This is a genomic window from Usitatibacter rugosus (assembly GCF_013003965.1).
GTDB lineage: Bacteria > Pseudomonadota > Gammaproteobacteria > Burkholderiales > Usitatibacteraceae > Usitatibacter > Usitatibacter rugosus.
Genome location: NZ_CP053069.1, coordinates 4,244,243 through 4,260,149, shown reverse-complemented (window position 1 = coordinate 4,260,149; position 15,907 = coordinate 4,244,243). Strand labels below are relative to the sequence as shown.

Genomic DNA, 15,907 nt, shown 5'->3' with positions numbered 1-15,907 from the left:
TAAAGGGGTCAGACTCCTTTATTCGCCATGGCAAAGTGGCAAATAAAAGTGGCAAATAAAGGAGTCTGACCCCTTTATTGCGTCAGCCTTTTCGGCGATTTTTCACGAGCCAGGAGTCGACAATGGCCACGGTCTGGTCGATGGCCGCGGACTTCTTGCCGTGCTGGGCACCGACGCATTGCACAAGGCGATCGACGCGCTCGATGTTGGGAGCGCCGGCAGCCAGCGCGCGAGCAGCAGACGAAGGAGACCCCAGCGACTGCGCGGCATTCGCGTACTTCTCGAACGGCACCATGTCGTTGCGATCGGCGCCGAGCGAGACGCAGAGATCGACGACGTAGTTGTAGAGGGCGCGAGACTCCTCGATGTTGCCGTGCACCGCATCCTTGATCGGGCGCACGCCGTCGGCGAGCACGCAGCGGTAGTTGCCCGCCATCAGCATCGCCCACTTGGCGAGCGGGACGAACACCGAGTCGTGCACCTTCAACTTCACCGGCAGCTCGATCTTCTCGCCGTTCACCTCGAAGCGCGCGGCCTCGACGCTGTCCGCGATCTCGCGAAGCATCTTCGTATCCGCATCGGAAGCAAAGCGAGCCGCCTTGAAGTTGGTGGGCAACCGCACCTGGAGCACGTTCACCTCTTCCTCGGGCGGGCGGAAGGCCTGGGGATCGGGCGAGCAGAGCGTGAGGAACTGGGGATCGACGTTGTCCCACACGGAAGGATCGGTGTAGCTCTCGCGGCACTTCGACGCATCCACGCCGGGGACGCGCGCGAGATACGGCAGCGGCGGCATGTTCATGATCGACATCGTCGGCACCTTCGACTTGCCGACCAAATCGAGCAGCGCACGCACTGCAGGCTGCCCGTACTGCGGCTCCTGCATGGCGAGCACCACCATGTCGAACGCCTTCGGGTCGAGCCCTTCCGGACCGCTCGCCGTGAGCTTGCCCGGCAGGTTCTTCGAGTTGACCTCGACCAGCCCCTCGCGCCCCTTCACCGGCATGCGCACCACCGCGCCCTTGGCGTTGATGAGCGCCTGCTCGGCGGGCAGGCAGACGAGATTGACGCTGTGCCCGGCGAGGGCGAGCTTCACGCCGAGCAGGGAGCCATAGGAGGCGCCCAGGATGAGTATTTTTCGAGTGGCCATGCGAGGACTCCCTTCCAACTTCATTCGAGACGCGTATGGTCCGCCACCCACGCCGCGTTGTCGCCTCTTTGCCGTAATAACCCTTGAAACGGACGCTCCGATATCAAGCGAGGTGACTTCCGGTTTGTTATGCTGCAGCGCATGAATCCCCTCCTGGCCATCCACGTTTTGATCAGCCTGGTGGCCATCGCCATCGGGCTTTACTGGGCCGCGGGCCTCCTCAGGAACGACCGCATGGACAAGGCCACGGCCTGGTTCCTCGCGCTCACGATCGCCACCTCGGCCACGGGCTTCATCCTGCCCGCCGAGAAGATCCTCCCCTCGCACATCACGGGAATCCTCTCGCTCATCCTGCTCGCAATGGCGTGCGTCGCCCGCTATCCAAAGAAAATGAACGGCGCGTGGCGCGGCATCTTCCTGTTCACGGCGGTCGCATCGCTTTATCTCAACGTGTTCGTGCTCGTGGTGCAGCTCTTCCTCAAGGTGCCCGCGCTGAAGGCTCTTGCACCGCAGCAGAATGAGCCGCCCTTCCTCGCCGCGCAGGGGCTCACGTTGGTGGTCTTCGTCGCCATCGGAATCCTCTCCCTCAAGCGTTTCCGTCCCATCCCATGATCGCCTTCCGCCGCTTCGCCCTCGCACGGGCCGCCGCCATCCTTGCGCTGACCTTGCCGTTAGCCACCATCGCGGCTGAGCCGCTCTATCCCGACGTCTCGCGCGGCAAGGCGGACGTGGACGCCGCGCTCAAGCAGGCCGCGGCAACGAAGAAGCGCGTGATCGTGGATTTCGGCGGCAACTGGTGCGCCGACTGCAAGGTCCTCGATATCAATCTCAAGAAGCCGGAGAACGCCGAGTTCCTGCAGAAGCACTACGTGCTGGTGCACGTGAACGTCGGCGACAAGGGCATCACCGACAACTTCGAGGTTGCCGAGCGCTACGCCATCCCGCTGAAGAAGGGCGTGCCCGCGCTGGCCGTGCTGGAAGCCGACGGCAAGGTGGTCTACGCGCAGAGGAACGGCGAGTTCGAGTCCATGAGGAAGCTGGACCCGAAGTCCGTCAACGAATTCCTGCAGCAGTGGGCGCGCTGAGCGGTTCCTTCGTCTTCCGGTCCAGCGATTCCAGCAACGCCTTCAACGCATCGATCTCCGCGGGCTTCACCAGGTGGAAGTCGAAGCCTGCGTCGCGTGCGAGCGCGCGGTCCTTGTCCTGCCCCCAGCCGGTGAGTGCCACGATCGTCGCGTCGTGCTTCGGGAACAGCGAGCGCAACGTGCGCGCGACCTCGTAGCCGTCCATGCGCGGCATGCCGATGTCGAGGAACACCAGCGACGGCTCGTAGGCCCGGAATGCCGCGATGGCTTCGGGGCCGTCCCGGGCGATGCGCACTTCCGAACCCATTGCGTCGAGGATCATCGCGAGGCTGTCGCCGGCATCGCGGTTGTCGTCCACCACGAGGATGCGGCGGCGCTGCACGGCGGACGGGTTGGCCTGCACGCTCGACGCGGCGGCGGCTTCGGTCTGGATGAGCGGCAGGCGCAAGGTGAACTCGCTGCCCTTGCCCACGCCCTCGCTGCGCGCCTCGAGCTTGCCCTCGTGCATCTCCGAGAGACGCCGCGCAAGCGCGAGGCCGATGCCCAGCCCGCCCTGGCCGCGCCCGCTGGTGCGATCGCCGCGGCTGAACATGTTGAACATTCGGGGCAGCGCTTCGGGCGCGATGCCGCTGCCGTTGTCGGCGATCGTGACCAGGGCCTCGGGGCCTTCGCCACGCCGCAGCTCGAGTGCGATCCGTCCACCGTCGTCCGTGTACTTGGCCGCGTTGTCGAGGAGGTTGGTGAGGATCTGCGCGAGGCGCACGGGATCGCCATCGACCCACAGCGATTCTTCCGGCAGCGAAACCGTCAGCACGTGCCTGGCGGCCTGCATCAGCGGCTGGCTCGACTCGACGGCGTTGCGCACGATTGTCTTCAGGTCCACGCGCTCGCGGCGCAGCGTGAAGGTGCCGCGGCTGATGCGCGAGACCTCGAGCAGGTCGTCCACGAGCCGCACGAGGTGGTTCACTTGCCGCTCCATCATCTCGCGCACCGGGGAGAGCTTGTCGTCGTCGCCTCCGGTCATCCGCATGATCGCGACCGAGTTGCGTAGCGGTGCGAGCGGGTTGCGAAGCTCGTGCGAGAGCGTGGCGAGGAATTCGTCCTTCGCCTGATCCGCTTCGCGCAGCTGCTCGGCCTGGAGGCGCATCGCCTGCTCGATCTGCTGGCGCTCGGTCGTGTCGCGTGCGGTGCCCGCCACGGCAACGACGTCGCCCAGCGGCCCGAAGACCGGCGCGAAGATGTAGTCGTAGACCCTGCGGCCATCCGTGCCGGTGAAGGGCACCTCGCCGCGAATCGGCTGGCGCGTGGCGACGACCTGGTCGATCTCGCGATCGTGCATCTCGGCCTGCCAGGGCGGGTAGCCCAGCTCGAGGCAGGTCCTGCCGAGCGATTCCTCCCGGTTCTTGCCCCACATGCGGAGCAGCGCCTGGTTCGCGTACATGAAGCGGTGCTCGAGGTCGAAGACGAACACGAGATCGGGCGTGTTCGAGAGCGCCGTCTCGTACACCAGTTTCTGGCGTGCGGCCTCGACCGACATGCGTTCGCGCTCCGACTCGCTCTCCATCCGGTCGTTGATGTTGCGGAAGTAGATCGCCACGCCGAGGGAGACCGGGTAGACGTGCACCTCGTACCAGCGCTGGTGGTCGGGATAGAAGTTGGTGATCTGCTGCGGCACGCGCTGCTCCATCGCCTGGCGGTACACCGGCTCGAAGATGCTGCCGTTCAGGCCGGGGAACGACTCCCACAGCACGGTGCCCTCAAGCTCTCCCCGCGACTGGCCGAGGATCAGCTCGGCACCGCGGTTTACGTAGGTGAATCGCCAGTCATGGTCGAGCGCGAAGAAGCCTTCGGGGATGCTCTCCAGGATCTCGGTCGCGCGGAGCGCCTTCGCGTCCTGGTGCGCACGCGCGGCCTTCGCGTGTTCCGTTACGTCCTCCGTGCGATGGAGGATCCAGGCGATCTCCCCCGATTCGGACAGCACGGGCGTGTTCTCCACCGACCAGTAGTGCTCGTCGGTGCCGCCGGTGGGCAGGGGCAGGTCGTAGCGCTGGATGGGCATGCGGTCGGGACCACGCGTGGACAGCACGCTGGCGAGCGATGTGCGCAGTGTCTCCATCGTGGCCAGTTGCGGCGCCCCCGCAGCCTGGAAGGCCTCGAAGATGCCGCGGCCGACGAGGGATTCCCGGGTGCGGCGTGTCCCCGCGAGGTAAGCGTCGCTGGCCGCCAGGATGGTAAATCTTGCATCGGGGGCGAGGACGGCGATCAGCCCCGGTAAATGGGCGAAGATGCGCTCGAAGTCCAGGGCCGTTTGCATGGCCCCATCTTACGGATTCCCCCGCGTCCCGCTAGCGGGGAATGACGGGAGCCGGGTAGGGCTTCTCCTTCAATTTCTGCTCGAGCACGCGGATCGCGGCTGCAAGCTGCGCATCTTCGCCGCGGTACGTCGCGTTCGGCGGGTTGTCGACTTCGATATCGGGCGTGACGCCGGTGCCTTCGATGATCCACGCGCCGTCGGGCGTGAATTGCCCGAACTCCGCGGCGCGCACGCCGCCTCCGTCGATCAGGCCATTCGAATCGGTGAGCCACACGCCGGCGCCGGCCGTGCGCTTGCCGATCACGGTGCCGATGCCGAGGCGCTTGATCCCCTCGGCGAAGGTCTCGCCGTCGGAGTACGTGCCCTCGTCGATCAGCACCACGACGTGCCCGCGGAACGCGGCCTGCATGTTGGAGAAGGTGCCGCCGCTCGGCGTGCGCCACCACGCCCACACGCGGCGCATGAGCTTCTCGATCAGGATCGAATCGATGTTGCCGCCGCCGTTGCCGCGCACGTCGATGATGAGGCCCTCGCGGTCGATGCTCGGGTAGTACTCGCGCGCGAACGAGGCGAGGTCGTTCGGTCCCATCGCGCGGAGATACAGGTAACCGAAGCGGCCCTTCGATTCGGCTTCCACCTTGTCGCGCACGCGCCATTCGTAGTCGCGCCGCTTCATCTCGGACTCGCGCGCGAACGGCACCGGGGTCGCGATGGTTTTCCGTGGCGCGCTGCCCGGCGTGCGCAGCTCCACCAGCACCTGCTTGCCCGCGCGGTCGCGAAGCATCGCGTGCACGTCGGAAACCTCGCGCACCGGGCGGCCGTCGATCGCGACGAGGATGTCGCCTTCCTTCGCGGAAACCTCCGTCCTCGAAAGCGGCGGCAGGTCGTTCAGCAGGTCGGGATCGGCGCGATAGAGCTTCGCGATGCGCACCGTTCCGTCGGCGGCCTTTTCATAGGTCGCTCCGAGCGACGCGGGATTGATCGCATCGGTGCCACGGCGCAGGTCGCCGCCGCGCGACTGCGAGTGCAACAGCGAGAGCTCGGCCATCATCTGCGACAGCAGGTCGGCGAGCTCCTCGCGGTCAGTGACGCGCGGGAGCAGCGCTCCGTACTTCGCGCGCATCGCCTTCCAGTCCACGCCCTTCAGCTTCGAGTCGTAGAACCAGTCGCGGTGCATGCGCCATGCGTCGGCGAACATGCCGTTCCATTCCTCGCGCGGCAGCACGGAGAACTGCCAGTCGGCGAGCCGCACCTGGAACTTGGGCAGCTCCGTCGGCGGGCGCGGCGTGGGATCGACGATGTACATGTCGCCCGCCTGTCCGCCCGCGGCCCATTTGCGCACGAAGAGCTTCTTCGCATCGGTGGAGATCACGAACTGCCGCACGTCCGCGGACCACACCTCGGGCGACGCGCCGGTGTTGTCGATGGGCACGGACTTCAGCGTCGCCTTCGCTTCGGGCGTCGTGTCGGCCTCGAGATACCAGAGGCGCTTGCCGTCGCTCGCGAGGCCGGTGTAGTTGCCCGCGGGCAGCGGCACTTCGTAGACGCGCTTCTCGAGGCCATCCCACGCGATGGCCGGGACCTTCGGCGGCGTCACGGGGCGTGGCGGCTCGCCCGGGGAGCCCTTCGCGGGCGCGGCGCCGGGTGTCGCGGGCGGCACGGGGCCGGGCGTCGGGGGTGCGGGGTCCTGGCCTTCGGCGAGACCCTTCGCGGGCTCGGCTTTCGAGGGCTCCGTCTTCGGCGGCTCGACGCGCACGGGCGCGGGCTTCGTCGGATCGGCCTTCTCCGGCTCGGGCTTCAGCGCCTCCAGCTCATCGCGCGGCTGGAACGGGAAGCGGTTGCCGGGCTGGAGCGCGATCGCATAGACGCGCGAGCGTTTGTCGAAATAGGGACCCATGTTGCGGTCACCCCAGGGGCCGCTCGCGAGCGCCTCGAAGTTGCGGTTGCCGATGAACCAGAACCATTTGCCGTCGGGCGAGAAGGACGGGCGCGTGCTCGGGTAGCGCGTCGACGCGACCGGAAAGGCCTTCAAGTCGCTCGTGCGATAGATCACGACCTGGGTAATTCCCGCACGGCCGATGGCGCGCTCCGCCGCGAAGGCGCTGCTGTCCGGCGCCCACGCGAGGTTGGCGAACGATTGCCCGGATTGATCCTTGCGCTCGTCCACGAGGCGATCGCGACCCGAGCTCACCTCGAGCAGCCACAGGCGCTGGCGGCGATCGTGGTGCGCGATCCACTTGCCGTCGGGGGACGGCGTCGCATCGAGGCGCGTGCCGTCGGCATTCTTCGTGAGCTGCTTGCCCGGGCCGCTGCCATCCGCGGGAAAGAGCCACAGCTCGGTCTCGCCCGACGCGTCCGCGATGACGAGCACCGATTTGCCATCGGGCATGATCTCCGCGCTGCGGGCGCGCGCACCCGGGGGCAGGTCGATGTCCACGCGGCGAAGCGCTCCGATGCCCGCCGTGGCCACGGCGCCGCGCGCGACGATCGCGATGCGGTCGCCGTTGGAGGACAGCGCGACGGTCGCGAAGCGTTCCATCGGGCGCACCCAGCGCTCGCGCTGCTGGTCGAAGTCCGAGAGCAGGCGCGGTGCCAGCAGCCGATCGCCGCCGGCCGCGAGCTCGAGCACGTGAAGGTCCGCGCCCTGCTGGTACACCGCGCGATCGCCCGACACCGAATACGCGCGCACCTCGAAATCCGTGTGCCGCGTGTGCTGGCGAAGGTCCCCGCCGCTCGCATTCATCGACCACAGGTTCATCACGCCGCCATTGCGGTCGGAGAGGAACACGATGCGATCGCGCCACGCCTGGGGATTGCTGCTGTTGGCATCGGGGCGCGTGAGGGCCGTGGCTTCCGCGCCTTCACGGAATTTCCACAATGTGGTCGTGGCGCCGCCGCGATAATTGCGGACGTTGTCGCCCTTGCGGTCGCCCTGCGTGAAGACGAGCGTGCCGTCGGCGAGCGTGGTCGCGGCGCCGCCTTCCTCCAGCGCGATGGGTCGGACCGTCGCCTTGTCGATCGAGACCGCGGCCAGGCGAAGCTTGCGCAGGCCATGCAGGTATCGCGTGGTGACGAGCACCTCGCCGTTGCCATTCCAGCCGACGACATCGGCGCGGTCGCCGTACCAGGTGAGCCGCTTCGGCAAGCCTCCGCCGATGGGCATCACGTACGCCTCGGTCGGCCCTTCATAGGAGGCGCTGAACGCGACCCAGCGGCCATCGGGCGAGATGGCCGGCGTGGATTCGGTGCCCGGATGGGAGGTGAGGCGTTGTGCGTCGCCGCCGGCGAGGGTGGTGCGCCACAGGTCGCCTTCGGCGACGAAGACGACCGTGTCACCGTTTATGGCGGGCTGGCGGAAATAGGCGGCGAGCGAGGGTGTTGCCGCGAGGACGGCAAGGACGACTGCGAGTGTGCGCACGGCGGGCCCCTTTGGACGGACCCGCCGGATTGTACCGGCTAGCTCTTCTCCCCGAAGCCGCCGTCGATCAGGCGCGTGACGGCCGTCATCGCCTCGATCTCGTCGGGCCCCGCGGTCTCGATGTAGATGCGCGAGCCCATGCCGGCGGCGAGGATCATCACGGCCACGAGGCTTCTCGCATTCGCGCGTCTCCCATTGGCGACTAACACGACGGTTGAGGTGAACTGCGTTGCGAGGATGGTGAGGCGGGCGGCGGCACGCGCGTGCAGGCCGTAGCGATTCTTGATGACGATCTCATTTTGTTGCATGGGGTGGTCCTCCTGCTGGATTGCGAATGCGAACCTTTGGGGCCGATCGTTTGCAAGTTGGTTCCCGCGAATCCACATTCAAGTGTAAATGGGTGCTCGATGTTCCTTCATCGAGGTTTCGCTGTGGCCATGAGGCAACACATCGTTGTTGTAGAGTGACAGCATGCCGATTCGACATGTCATCGATCCCCGACACACGGAGCTCTCGCCGGGCTTCACCGTGCGCCGCTCGCTGCCCTCGTTGCCCGCGCGCTCCGTGGGGCCATTCGTGTTCTTCGACCACTTCGGCCCCGTCGATGCGAAGCCGGGCGACAACCACGACGTCCGGCCGCACCCGCACATCGGCCTCGCGACGGTCACGTACATGCTCGAGGGCGCGCAACTGCATCGCGACAGCCTGGGTTCGGTGCAGCGCATCGAGCCGGGCGCGGTGAACTGGATGACCGCCGGCCGCGGCATCGTGCACTCGGAGCGCACGCCACCGGACCTCCGAGACAAGGATCGTCGCACGCACGGGTTGCAGCTTTGGGTCGGGTTGCCGAAAAGTGCGGAGGAAGCCGAGCCTTCGTTCCAGCATGCGGAAGCCGCGTCGATCCCGGTGTGGAAGGACGGCGTCACCACGGTGCGCGTTCTCGTCGGCACGTTCGATGGGCTCCGCTCGCCGGTGAAGACCTTCGCGCCCACGCAGTACCTCGACATCTCCACGAAGGGTGGGCGCTTCACGCTGCCCGCGGATTTCGGCGGCGGTATCGCGGAGCGGGCGATCTACGCCTTCGATGCCGGGCTGGAAGCGGACGACCAGCCCGTTCCGCTCGAAAGGCTCACGGTGCTCGAGCCCGGCAGCGACGTCGTATTGGCCTCCAACAAGAAGGCCCGCTTCGTCGTCATCGGTGGCGCGCCCCTCGATGGCCCGCGCCACATGTGGTGGAATTTCGTCTCCTCCAGCCAGGACCGCATCGATCAGGCAAAGAAGGACTGGTCGACCATGGCCATGGGTACGATTCCGGGTGATGACACCGAATGGATCCCCCTCCCCAACAAATAGGGTCAGACCCTATTTCCCTCGAAAAAAGGGTCTGACCCTCATTTCATGATCACCATCCATCACCTCAACGATTCCCGCTCCGAACGCATCGTGTGGCTCGCCGAGGAGCTCGGCCTGCCGTACAAGCTCGTGCGCCACCAGCGCGAGAAGACGGGTGCTGCGCCGCCGGAATACAAGGAGCTCCATCCGCTCGGCAAGGCGCCGGTGATCGAGGACGGAGACGTGAAGCTCGCGGAATCCGGCGCGATCGTCGAATACCTCGTGCAGCGCCACGGCGGCGGCCGTCTTGCCCCCAAGCCGGAGGACGCGTCGTACCGCGATTACATTTATTGGATGCACTTCGCCGAGGGCAGCCTGATGACGCTCTCGATGGTCGCGCTGTTCGTGAGCCGCATTCCGGAGGCGAAGGAAAGTCCCGTGAAGCAGCGCATCGATGGGCGGCTGAAGGGAATGCTCGCGTTCGTGGACGCCGAGCTCGCATCGCGCACGTGGTTCGCGGGAGACGCCTTCACCGCGGCGGACGTGATGATGCTGTTCCCGTTCACCACGATGCGCCACTACCTCGACTACGACATCTCCGCGTATCCGAACATCGTCGCGTATGTGAAGCGCATCGAGGCGCGGCCCGCCTACGTGAAAGCGATGTCGCTGGCGGGACGCGGGAAGTAAATAGGGTCAGCTACTTTTTAGAGTGGCGGGGCGGTTTCCACTCGCATGCCCGGCTTGTCCGGGTTCGCGTGGATCGCGAAGAGCAGGTCGTCCGCCTCGAAGCGTAGCGTCGGCGAATCCCAGAAGCCGATCACCTGCCCTCCACGCTCGATCGCCACGACGAGCATCGCGGGAATCTCGCCCCAGCACTTGCCGATCTCTGCCGGCAGCACCTTGCGTTCGACGATGCGCAGGAAGCCCGCGTGCCCCGCGAGCAGGTCGGAGATGAAGCGCGTCGTGTAGCGCGAGTTGACGGCATCGGCCATCAGGAAGCCCGCAAGCCGCGAAGGCGCGATCACTTCCTGCGCCCCGGCGCGCTGCACCAGCCGCAGGTTCTCCTCGTCCTTCACCTGCGCGAGGATGCGGATGCCGGTGTTGAGGTTGCGCGCGGTGAGCGTCGCGAGCGCCACGATCTCGTCGCTGCGGATGCAGAAGAGGATCGCCTTCGCCTTCGCGATCCCCGCCTGCTGCTGGACGATGTCGCGCGTGCAATCGCCCCGCAGGCCGACATGCCCGGCCTCCGCGGCTTCCTCGAGACGCTCGGGATCCATGTCGATCACCACGACGCGATGCGATCCGCCCTCGGGCGATGCGAGCGCTTTCGCCGCGCTGCTCCCTGCGTACCCGTAACCGCAGACGATGACGTGATCGCCGAGGCTTTCCTGGATCTTCCTCATGCGGCGGTCCTCCACGAAGCGTTGCCAGAAGAATTCATACGCCGTCCCGATGAACATGAGCCAGATGAAGATGCGGATCGGCGTGATCACCAGCGCGTCCACGAGCCGCGCCTGGTCGCCGACGGGAACGATGTCGCCGTAGCCGACCGTGGTGATCGTCACCATCGTGAAGTAGAGGACGTCGGCGAAGCCGAGCGGCCCCTTGCCGTTCGCGTCGTGGAGGTTGTGCCGCTCGAGCCAGAACACGACGACGGCCGCGACAATCCCGATGACGATCAGCGCCACGCGTCCCGCAAGGCGCCGTCCCGTGGACACCTCGCGCACGTAGAGGAGGCGCATGTACTGGGAAGCCTGGGCGCGTCGCATGGTCCGGATTGTAAGCGTAGAGTGAAGGCCATGAAGACCGCCCTCGCTTCCTTCCTGGTGGCGGCGATCACGGCCCTCGCGCCGGCGCTCGCCGCCGAACCGCAGATGACCCGCCCGCAGGCGCTGAAACGGCTGGCCGATTCGGACGCCGGCAAGCGCCGCGAGGCCATCGCCCGCCTCGGCGACGTGGGCGTGATGGCGGATGCGAAGGCGCTCGTGGACGAGCTCCGCGACCCCGACGAGCAGGCCCGCACCCACGCCGAGGAAGCGCTGTGGAAGATCTGGGCACGCTCGGGCGATGCGAAGGTTGACGCGCTCTACGCGAAGGGCATGGCCCAGATGTCGGCCGGCGATGGCGAGGGTGCTGTCGAGACCTTCACGCGCATCATCAAGATGAAGCCCGCCTTTGCCGAGGCCTGGAACAAGCGCGCCACCGTGTACTTCCTCATGGAGGAGTACGAGAAGTCACTCGCCGATTGCGATGAGGTGATGAAGCGAAACCCCTATCACTTCGGTGCGCTATCGGGATATTTCCAGATCTACCTGGAGATGGAGGAGTACGAGCGCGCGATCCGCTATGGCCGCCGTGCGCTCGCGATCAACCCGAACCTCGAGGGACTGAAGAACTCCGTCGAGGCCCTGGAGCGCCAGATCGGAAAGAGCGAGCAGGTCGTCTAGACCCGCAAAAATGGGGTCAGACCCCAATTAGGGTCAGCTACTTTTTCTGCCACTGGTCCGCGGGCTCGAGCACCGACTTTGCCTCGGATCCGTCGAGCCACTCACGCGCATTTGCGTCGTCGCGCAAGTACGCATCCCAGAACGCGGTGCTGAGGGCGAGGATCGCGCGGTGATGGTTGGGGTTGCGCGTCTCGCGATCGCCGGGGAGTGCGCGGTCCGTGAAGGCGGAATGCTCGGCGAGGTTCAGCACCACCTCGTACTTGCTGCCGGGCGGAAGCGCGGGGAAGACTTCGAGGCGCGATGCGAGGTCGATGAAGCCAATGGGCGCCGTGTCCAACGTGCCCGTCATCAACATCCATGGAATGCCGACGGCGCCGAACGAGCGCTTTGCGTCGCCCCGCCGTGGACCGCTGGGGCTGAACATGACCGCTGCTTTGATACGAGCGTCCGGACCCCTGCCGAGCGACATGGATTGGCCCGACACCGCCTGCGTCGTGATCGCCCCGAACGAATGGCCCGACATGCCGACGTGCGCGAGGTCGAGGCGGCCACGCAACGGCGATGCGGTGTCGGTGTTCCAACGCTCGAGCTGGTCGAGCGTGGCGCGCACGTCCTTCTCGCGCAGCAGGAGGTTGTTGAAGGTCGCCGCATTGCGCATCGCCTTCATGCGCTCCGCCGGCGGCACGCCCTGCCACACGGACGCATCGCTGCCGGGGTGCTGGAGGAATACGGCGACGTAACCGCGCTTCGCCCAGTGCTCGCCCATGAATGCGTTGCCCTCGCGCGAGCCGCCGAGGCCGTGGCTGAAGAGCACGACCGGCGCCGGAGCTGTTCCCGCGGGGAGGAAAACTCGCAGGGGCACCTGGCGTTTCTCGCCCGGCACGGCGAGATCGACCGTTCGGACCTTCGCCCTGGAAGATATGGCGAGCGGATCGTATCCGTCGGCTGCGAACGCCTCGCCGTTGTCGATCAGCAGTACGGCCGTGGCGCACAGCGCGGCAAAGGCAATGGCAGGGACGAGCGGTCTCATGGCCCGTCCTTTCTAGCATGCAGCTTCATCCACTCAAAACACTCGAGTGTATGAATTTGTGTGGACGAATAAAGGGGTCAGACCCCTTTATTCGGTAAGGCATGAATAAAGGGGTCTGACCCCTTTATTCGGTAAGGCATGAATAAAGGGGTCTGACCCCTTTATTCGTCCTTACTCAGCCTTGATGCCGGCGGCCTTGATGATGGGCACCCACTTGTCCATCTCTGCCTTGTGGAACGCGGCGAGACCTTCGGGCGTCTGCTGTTCCCTGGTCGCCATGTCGAGGCCGAGATCGGCGAAGCGCGCCTTCACCGAGGGCTCCGCCAGTGCAGCCGTCATCGCCGCATTGAGCTTCGCGATCACGTCCTTCGGTGTTCCCTTCGGCGCGAAGAAGCCGAACCAGCCGGAGACGTAAAGGCCTTTCACGCCCGCTTCGTCCGCGGTGGGAATGCCGGGCACGACGTCGGAACGCGCCGGCGACATATTTGCATACGCTTTGATCGTCCCCGCGCGCACCTGGGGCAGCGCCGCGGCGGCCTGCACCACGAGGAGGTCGATGTTGCCCCCGAGGATGTCCTGCATCGCCGGTCCCGCACCCTTGTACGGCACGAAGAGCATCGTGGCCCCGGTCAACTGCTGAAGCAGCACACCCGTGGTCTGCGCGGCGGCGTTCTGGTTCGCGAGCGTCGCCTTGCCGGGATTGGCCTTCATCCAGGCGACGAGGCTCTTGAGGTCATCTGCGGGAAGGCCTTTCCGGCCGAGCAGAAGCTGCGGATTGATCGACAGCAGCCCGATCGGCTCGAAATCCTTCTGCAGGTCGTAGGTCCCGGGGAACACGACGGCATTCGCGACGTGCGTGTCCCACTGGCCGATATCGATCGTGTAGCCATCGGGCGCCGAGCGGGCGAGTCGTCCCACCGCGATCGAGCCACCCGCGCCGCCGACGTTCTCCACGACGACGGTCTGCCCCAGCGTCACGCGCATCCGTTCGGCCATGATCCGCGCCACGGCATCGGTGGATCCGCCGGGCGGGAAGGGGACGAGCAGCGTGATGTTGCGGGTGGGGTACTGCGCGGCGGCGAGGCCGCTGAAAAGCACGAGGACGAGCGAGAGCACCCTGCCGATCTTGTTCATGGCGTTTATCTCCTCCGGTTGGCTGGCAAGATCGTACTCCCAAGGTATTCTGGCTCCCATGAAGTCCTATTCCATGCAGGCCACGGCGGACACCGCCGTCATCGAGCTCAAGGAAGTCCCCGTCCCCGAGCCCGGACCCACCCAGCTCCTCGTGAAGCTCCACGCGGCGAGCCTGAATCGCGGCGAGTTCATCCTCGGCCACGGCCTCACCAAGCCGGGCAGCAACAAGCCCATCGGCATGGAAGGCGCGGGCGTGGTCGAGAAGGTCGGCTCGGCGGTCACGACATTCAAACCGGGCGACCGCGTGATGCTGCGCGGGCCGGGAACATTCTCCGAATACACCGCGGCGGACGTGCGGGAGGCGATCATGATGCCGCCCAACCTCTCGTTCATCGACGCCTCGGCCATTCCGCTCACGTTCCTCGTCGTGCACGACATGCTCGTGCAGCAGGGGAAGCTCAAGGCCGGCGAGTGGCTGCTTGTCACGGGTGTCAGTTCCGGTGTGGGTGTCGCGTCGCTGCAGGCGGCGAAGGCGATGGGCGCCAAGGTGATCGGCACGTCGGGCTCGCGCGCGAAGCTGGATCGCCTCGATGAAGTCGGTCTCGACATCGGTCTCCACACACGCAAAGGCGATTTCTCCACGGCGGTACTCGAGGCCACGGGCGGCAAGGGCGTGAACCTCGTCGTGAACACCGTCGGCGGTTCCGTGTTCGAGGAGTGCATTCGCTCGATGGCGTTCGAGGGGCGGCTCGCGACCGTGGGCTACGTGGACAACCAGCTCTCGGCGAAGATCGACATCCAGGCGCTGCATGCGAAGCGCCTCACGCTCTTCGGCGTCTCGAACAAGATGCGCACGCCCGAGCAGCGCGCGGCCGGCGTGCCCGCGTTCGTGCGCGACTTCATGCCGCACATCGCCGCCGGGCGCATCAAGCCGCTCGTGGACAGCGTCTACCCGTTCGACAAGCTCGAAGAGGCGAAGGCGCACATGGAAGCCAACCAGCACCTCGGAAAGATCGTCCTGAAGATATGATCCTGCGCGCCTTCTTTGTCGCTGCCACCCTCGTTGCGTCGCTGGACGCGGCGGCCCAAGCCTATCCCTCGAAAGCGATCCGCCTTGTCGTCGGCTTCGCGCCCGGTGGCGCTGCGGATACGGTCGCCCGTGCGTATGCGGATCAATTGACCCGCATCCTCGGGCAGCCGATCGTGATCGAGAACCGCGCGGGCGCGGGCTCGTCGATCGCGGCCGACAACGTCGCCAAGTCGCCGCCCGATGGCTACTCGGTGCTGATCGCGAGCCCGGCTTCGATCTCGGTGAACCCGGCGCTGAACGCCAAGCTCACGTACAAGGCGAGCGACCTCGCGCCCATCACGAAGATCTCCACTTCGCCGCTGATCGTCGTCGCCAATCCCTCGATCGGCATCAACTCGCTGAAGGACTTGGTCGACCAGGCGAAGAAGAACCCCGGCAAGCTGAACTACGCGACCTCGGGCGTGGGCTCGGCGCCGCACTTCGGTGCCGCGTACTTCAGCCAGATCGCGAAGGTCGAGATGGTGCACGTGCCGTTCAAGGGCGGCTCGCCCGCGATCGTCTCGGTGATCTCGGGCGACACGCAGGTCTCGTTCGCCACGCCGCCGTCGGTGCTCGGCATGGTGAAGGCCGGCCGCTTGAAGGCGTTGGCCATCACCGACCGCGAGCGCTCCTCGCTCATGCCTGACATCCCGGGCACGAAGGAAGCGGGCCTGCCCGACTACGCGATTGCCTTCTGGTACGGGCTCTTCGTTCCCGCCGGCACGCCGCCCGAGATCGTGAAGAAGCTCTACGACGCCACGGTCCAGGCGGGCCGCACGCCGGAAGTGAAAGCCACGCTCGCCCGTGAAGGCACCGAGGTCGCGCTCTCGAAGTCGCCCGAAGAGTTTGCCTCGTTCCTCGTCGAGGACGCCAAGTTCTGGGTCAAGCTCGCCAAGGAATCCGGCGCCACCGCCGACTAAGCAGGGTC

The 15,907-nt window shown here is 66.3% G+C and carries 14 protein-coding genes; 7 read left to right on the top strand and 7 right to left on the bottom strand.

Annotated elements, in window-relative coordinates:
- Positions 1–82 precede the first annotated feature (82 nt).
- Complete coding sequence (locus DSM104443_RS20265; protein ID WP_171095571.1) at positions 83–1,147, bottom strand: hypothetical protein; 1,065 nt, start codon at positions 1,145–1,147, stop codon at positions 83–85.
- Positions 1,148–1,288: 141 nt separating this feature from the next.
- On the opposite strand from DSM104443_RS20265, the gene DSM104443_RS20260 reads away from it, so the two are divergent.
- On the top strand, positions 1,289–1,759 hold the full coding sequence (locus tag DSM104443_RS20260; RefSeq protein WP_212756820.1) for a hypothetical protein: 471 nt from the start codon (positions 1,289–1,291) through the stop codon (positions 1,757–1,759).
- On the top strand, positions 1,756–2,232 hold the full coding sequence (locus DSM104443_RS20255) for a thioredoxin family protein (protein WP_171095567.1): 477 nt from the start codon (positions 1,756–1,758) through the stop codon (positions 2,230–2,232). The genes DSM104443_RS20260 and DSM104443_RS20255 overlap by 4 nt, the downstream gene beginning before the upstream one ends.
- On the opposite strand, the gene DSM104443_RS20250 is transcribed toward DSM104443_RS20255, so the two are convergent.
- From DSM104443_RS20250 to DSM104443_RS20240, 3 genes are read right to left on the bottom strand one after another with little or no spacing between them, the layout of a single operon-like run.
- Complete coding sequence (locus DSM104443_RS20250) at positions 2,201–4,546, bottom strand: PAS domain-containing hybrid sensor histidine kinase/response regulator (RefSeq protein ID WP_171095565.1); 2,346 nt, start codon at positions 4,544–4,546, stop codon at positions 2,201–2,203. The genes DSM104443_RS20255 and DSM104443_RS20250 overlap by 32 nt on opposite strands.
- Before the next feature lie 31 nt (positions 4,547–4,577).
- Complete coding sequence (locus tag DSM104443_RS22095; protein ID WP_171095563.1) at positions 4,578–7,964, bottom strand: S41 family peptidase; 3,387 nt, start codon at positions 7,962–7,964, stop codon at positions 4,578–4,580.
- Positions 7,965–8,002: 38 nt separating this feature from the next.
- Positions 8,003–8,272 (bottom strand): HPr family phosphocarrier protein, encoded by a 270-nt coding sequence (locus tag DSM104443_RS20240; protein WP_171095560.1) that lies wholly within the window; start codon positions 8,270–8,272, stop codon positions 8,003–8,005.
- A 163-nt stretch (positions 8,273–8,435) separates the two neighbouring features.
- Here DSM104443_RS20240 and DSM104443_RS20235 point away from each other — a divergent pair, with 163 nt between their 5' ends.
- Together DSM104443_RS20235 and DSM104443_RS20230 are read left to right on the top strand one after the other, a co-directional pair.
- Complete coding sequence (locus tag DSM104443_RS20235; protein WP_171095558.1) at positions 8,436–9,317, top strand: pirin family protein; 882 nt, start codon at positions 8,436–8,438, stop codon at positions 9,315–9,317.
- Positions 9,318–9,362: 45 nt separating this feature from the next.
- The gene (locus tag DSM104443_RS20230) at positions 9,363–9,986 is read left to right on the top strand and encodes a glutathione S-transferase family protein (RefSeq protein ID WP_171095556.1); all 624 of its coding nucleotides are present in this window, start codon (positions 9,363–9,365) and stop codon (positions 9,984–9,986) included.
- A 17-nt stretch (positions 9,987–10,003) separates the two neighbouring features.
- Here DSM104443_RS20230 and DSM104443_RS20225 read toward each other — a convergent pair whose 3' ends face one another.
- A complete protein-coding gene (locus DSM104443_RS20225) occupies positions 10,004–11,068 on the bottom strand; it encodes a potassium channel family protein (RefSeq protein WP_171095554.1) in 1,065 nt (354 codons plus the stop codon).
- A 30-nt stretch (positions 11,069–11,098) separates the two neighbouring features.
- Here DSM104443_RS20225 and DSM104443_RS20220 point away from each other — a divergent pair, with 30 nt between their 5' ends.
- The gene (locus tag DSM104443_RS20220; RefSeq protein WP_171095552.1) at positions 11,099–11,746 is read left to right on the top strand and encodes a tetratricopeptide repeat protein; all 648 of its coding nucleotides are present in this window, start codon (positions 11,099–11,101) and stop codon (positions 11,744–11,746) included.
- 37 nt (positions 11,747–11,783) lie between these two features.
- Here the strand turns inward: DSM104443_RS20220 and DSM104443_RS20215 are convergent, their stop codons facing one another.
- Complete coding sequence (locus DSM104443_RS20215; RefSeq protein WP_171095550.1) at positions 11,784–12,776, bottom strand: alpha/beta hydrolase family protein; 993 nt, start codon at positions 12,774–12,776, stop codon at positions 11,784–11,786.
- A 171-nt stretch (positions 12,777–12,947) separates the two neighbouring features.
- On the bottom strand, positions 12,948–13,910 hold the full coding sequence (locus DSM104443_RS20210) for a tripartite tricarboxylate transporter substrate-binding protein (RefSeq protein ID WP_171095548.1): 963 nt from the start codon (positions 13,908–13,910) through the stop codon (positions 12,948–12,950).
- 58 nt (positions 13,911–13,968) lie between these two features.
- On the opposite strand from DSM104443_RS20210, the gene DSM104443_RS20205 reads away from it, so the two are divergent.
- Both DSM104443_RS20205 and DSM104443_RS20200 read left to right on the top strand, forming a co-directional pair.
- On the top strand, positions 13,969–14,940 hold the full coding sequence (locus tag DSM104443_RS20205) for a zinc-binding dehydrogenase (protein ID WP_171095546.1): 972 nt from the start codon (positions 13,969–13,971) through the stop codon (positions 14,938–14,940).
- Positions 14,937–15,899, top strand: a complete 963-nt coding sequence (locus DSM104443_RS20200) for a Bug family tripartite tricarboxylate transporter substrate binding protein (RefSeq protein WP_171095544.1) — start codon at positions 14,937–14,939, stop codon at positions 15,897–15,899. Before DSM104443_RS20205 ends, DSM104443_RS20200 begins: the two co-directional genes overlap by 4 nt.
- Positions 15,900–15,907: the final 8 nt, after the last annotated feature.

What these genes read in the sequence shown, in the direction of transcription:
- DSM104443_RS20265 (WP_171095571.1), bottom strand. Translation starts at nt 1,147, where the DNA reads ATGGCCACTCGAAAAATACTCATCCTGGGCGCCTCCTATGGCTCCCTG.
- DSM104443_RS20260 (WP_212756820.1), top strand. Translation starts at nt 1,289, where the DNA reads ATGAATCCCCTCCTGGCCATCCACGTTTTGATCAGCCTGGTGGCCATC.
- DSM104443_RS20255 (WP_171095567.1), top strand. Translation starts at nt 1,756, where the DNA reads ATGATCGCCTTCCGCCGCTTCGCCCTCGCACGGGCCGCCGCCATCCTT.
- DSM104443_RS20250 (WP_171095565.1), bottom strand. Translation starts at nt 4,546, where the DNA reads ATGCAAACGGCCCTGGACTTCGAGCGCATCTTCGCCCATTTACCGGGG.
- DSM104443_RS20240 (WP_171095560.1), bottom strand. Translation starts at nt 8,272, where the DNA reads ATGCAACAAAATGAGATCGTCATCAAGAATCGCTACGGCCTGCACGCG.
- DSM104443_RS20235 (WP_171095558.1), top strand. Translation starts at nt 8,436, where the DNA reads ATGCCGATTCGACATGTCATCGATCCCCGACACACGGAGCTCTCGCCG.
- DSM104443_RS20230 (WP_171095556.1), top strand. Translation starts at nt 9,363, where the DNA reads ATGATCACCATCCATCACCTCAACGATTCCCGCTCCGAACGCATCGTG.
- DSM104443_RS20225 (WP_171095554.1), bottom strand. Translation starts at nt 11,068, where the DNA reads ATGCGACGCGCCCAGGCTTCCCAGTACATGCGCCTCCTCTACGTGCGC.
- DSM104443_RS20220 (WP_171095552.1), top strand. Translation starts at nt 11,099, where the DNA reads ATGAAGACCGCCCTCGCTTCCTTCCTGGTGGCGGCGATCACGGCCCTC.
- DSM104443_RS20215 (WP_171095550.1), bottom strand. Translation starts at nt 12,776, where the DNA reads ATGAGACCGCTCGTCCCTGCCATTGCCTTTGCCGCGCTGTGCGCCACG.
- DSM104443_RS20210 (WP_171095548.1), bottom strand. Translation starts at nt 13,910, where the DNA reads ATGAACAAGATCGGCAGGGTGCTCTCGCTCGTCCTCGTGCTTTTCAGC.
- DSM104443_RS20205 (WP_171095546.1), top strand. Translation starts at nt 13,969, where the DNA reads ATGAAGTCCTATTCCATGCAGGCCACGGCGGACACCGCCGTCATCGAG.
- DSM104443_RS20200 (WP_171095544.1), top strand. Translation starts at nt 14,937, where the DNA reads ATGATCCTGCGCGCCTTCTTTGTCGCTGCCACCCTCGTTGCGTCGCTG.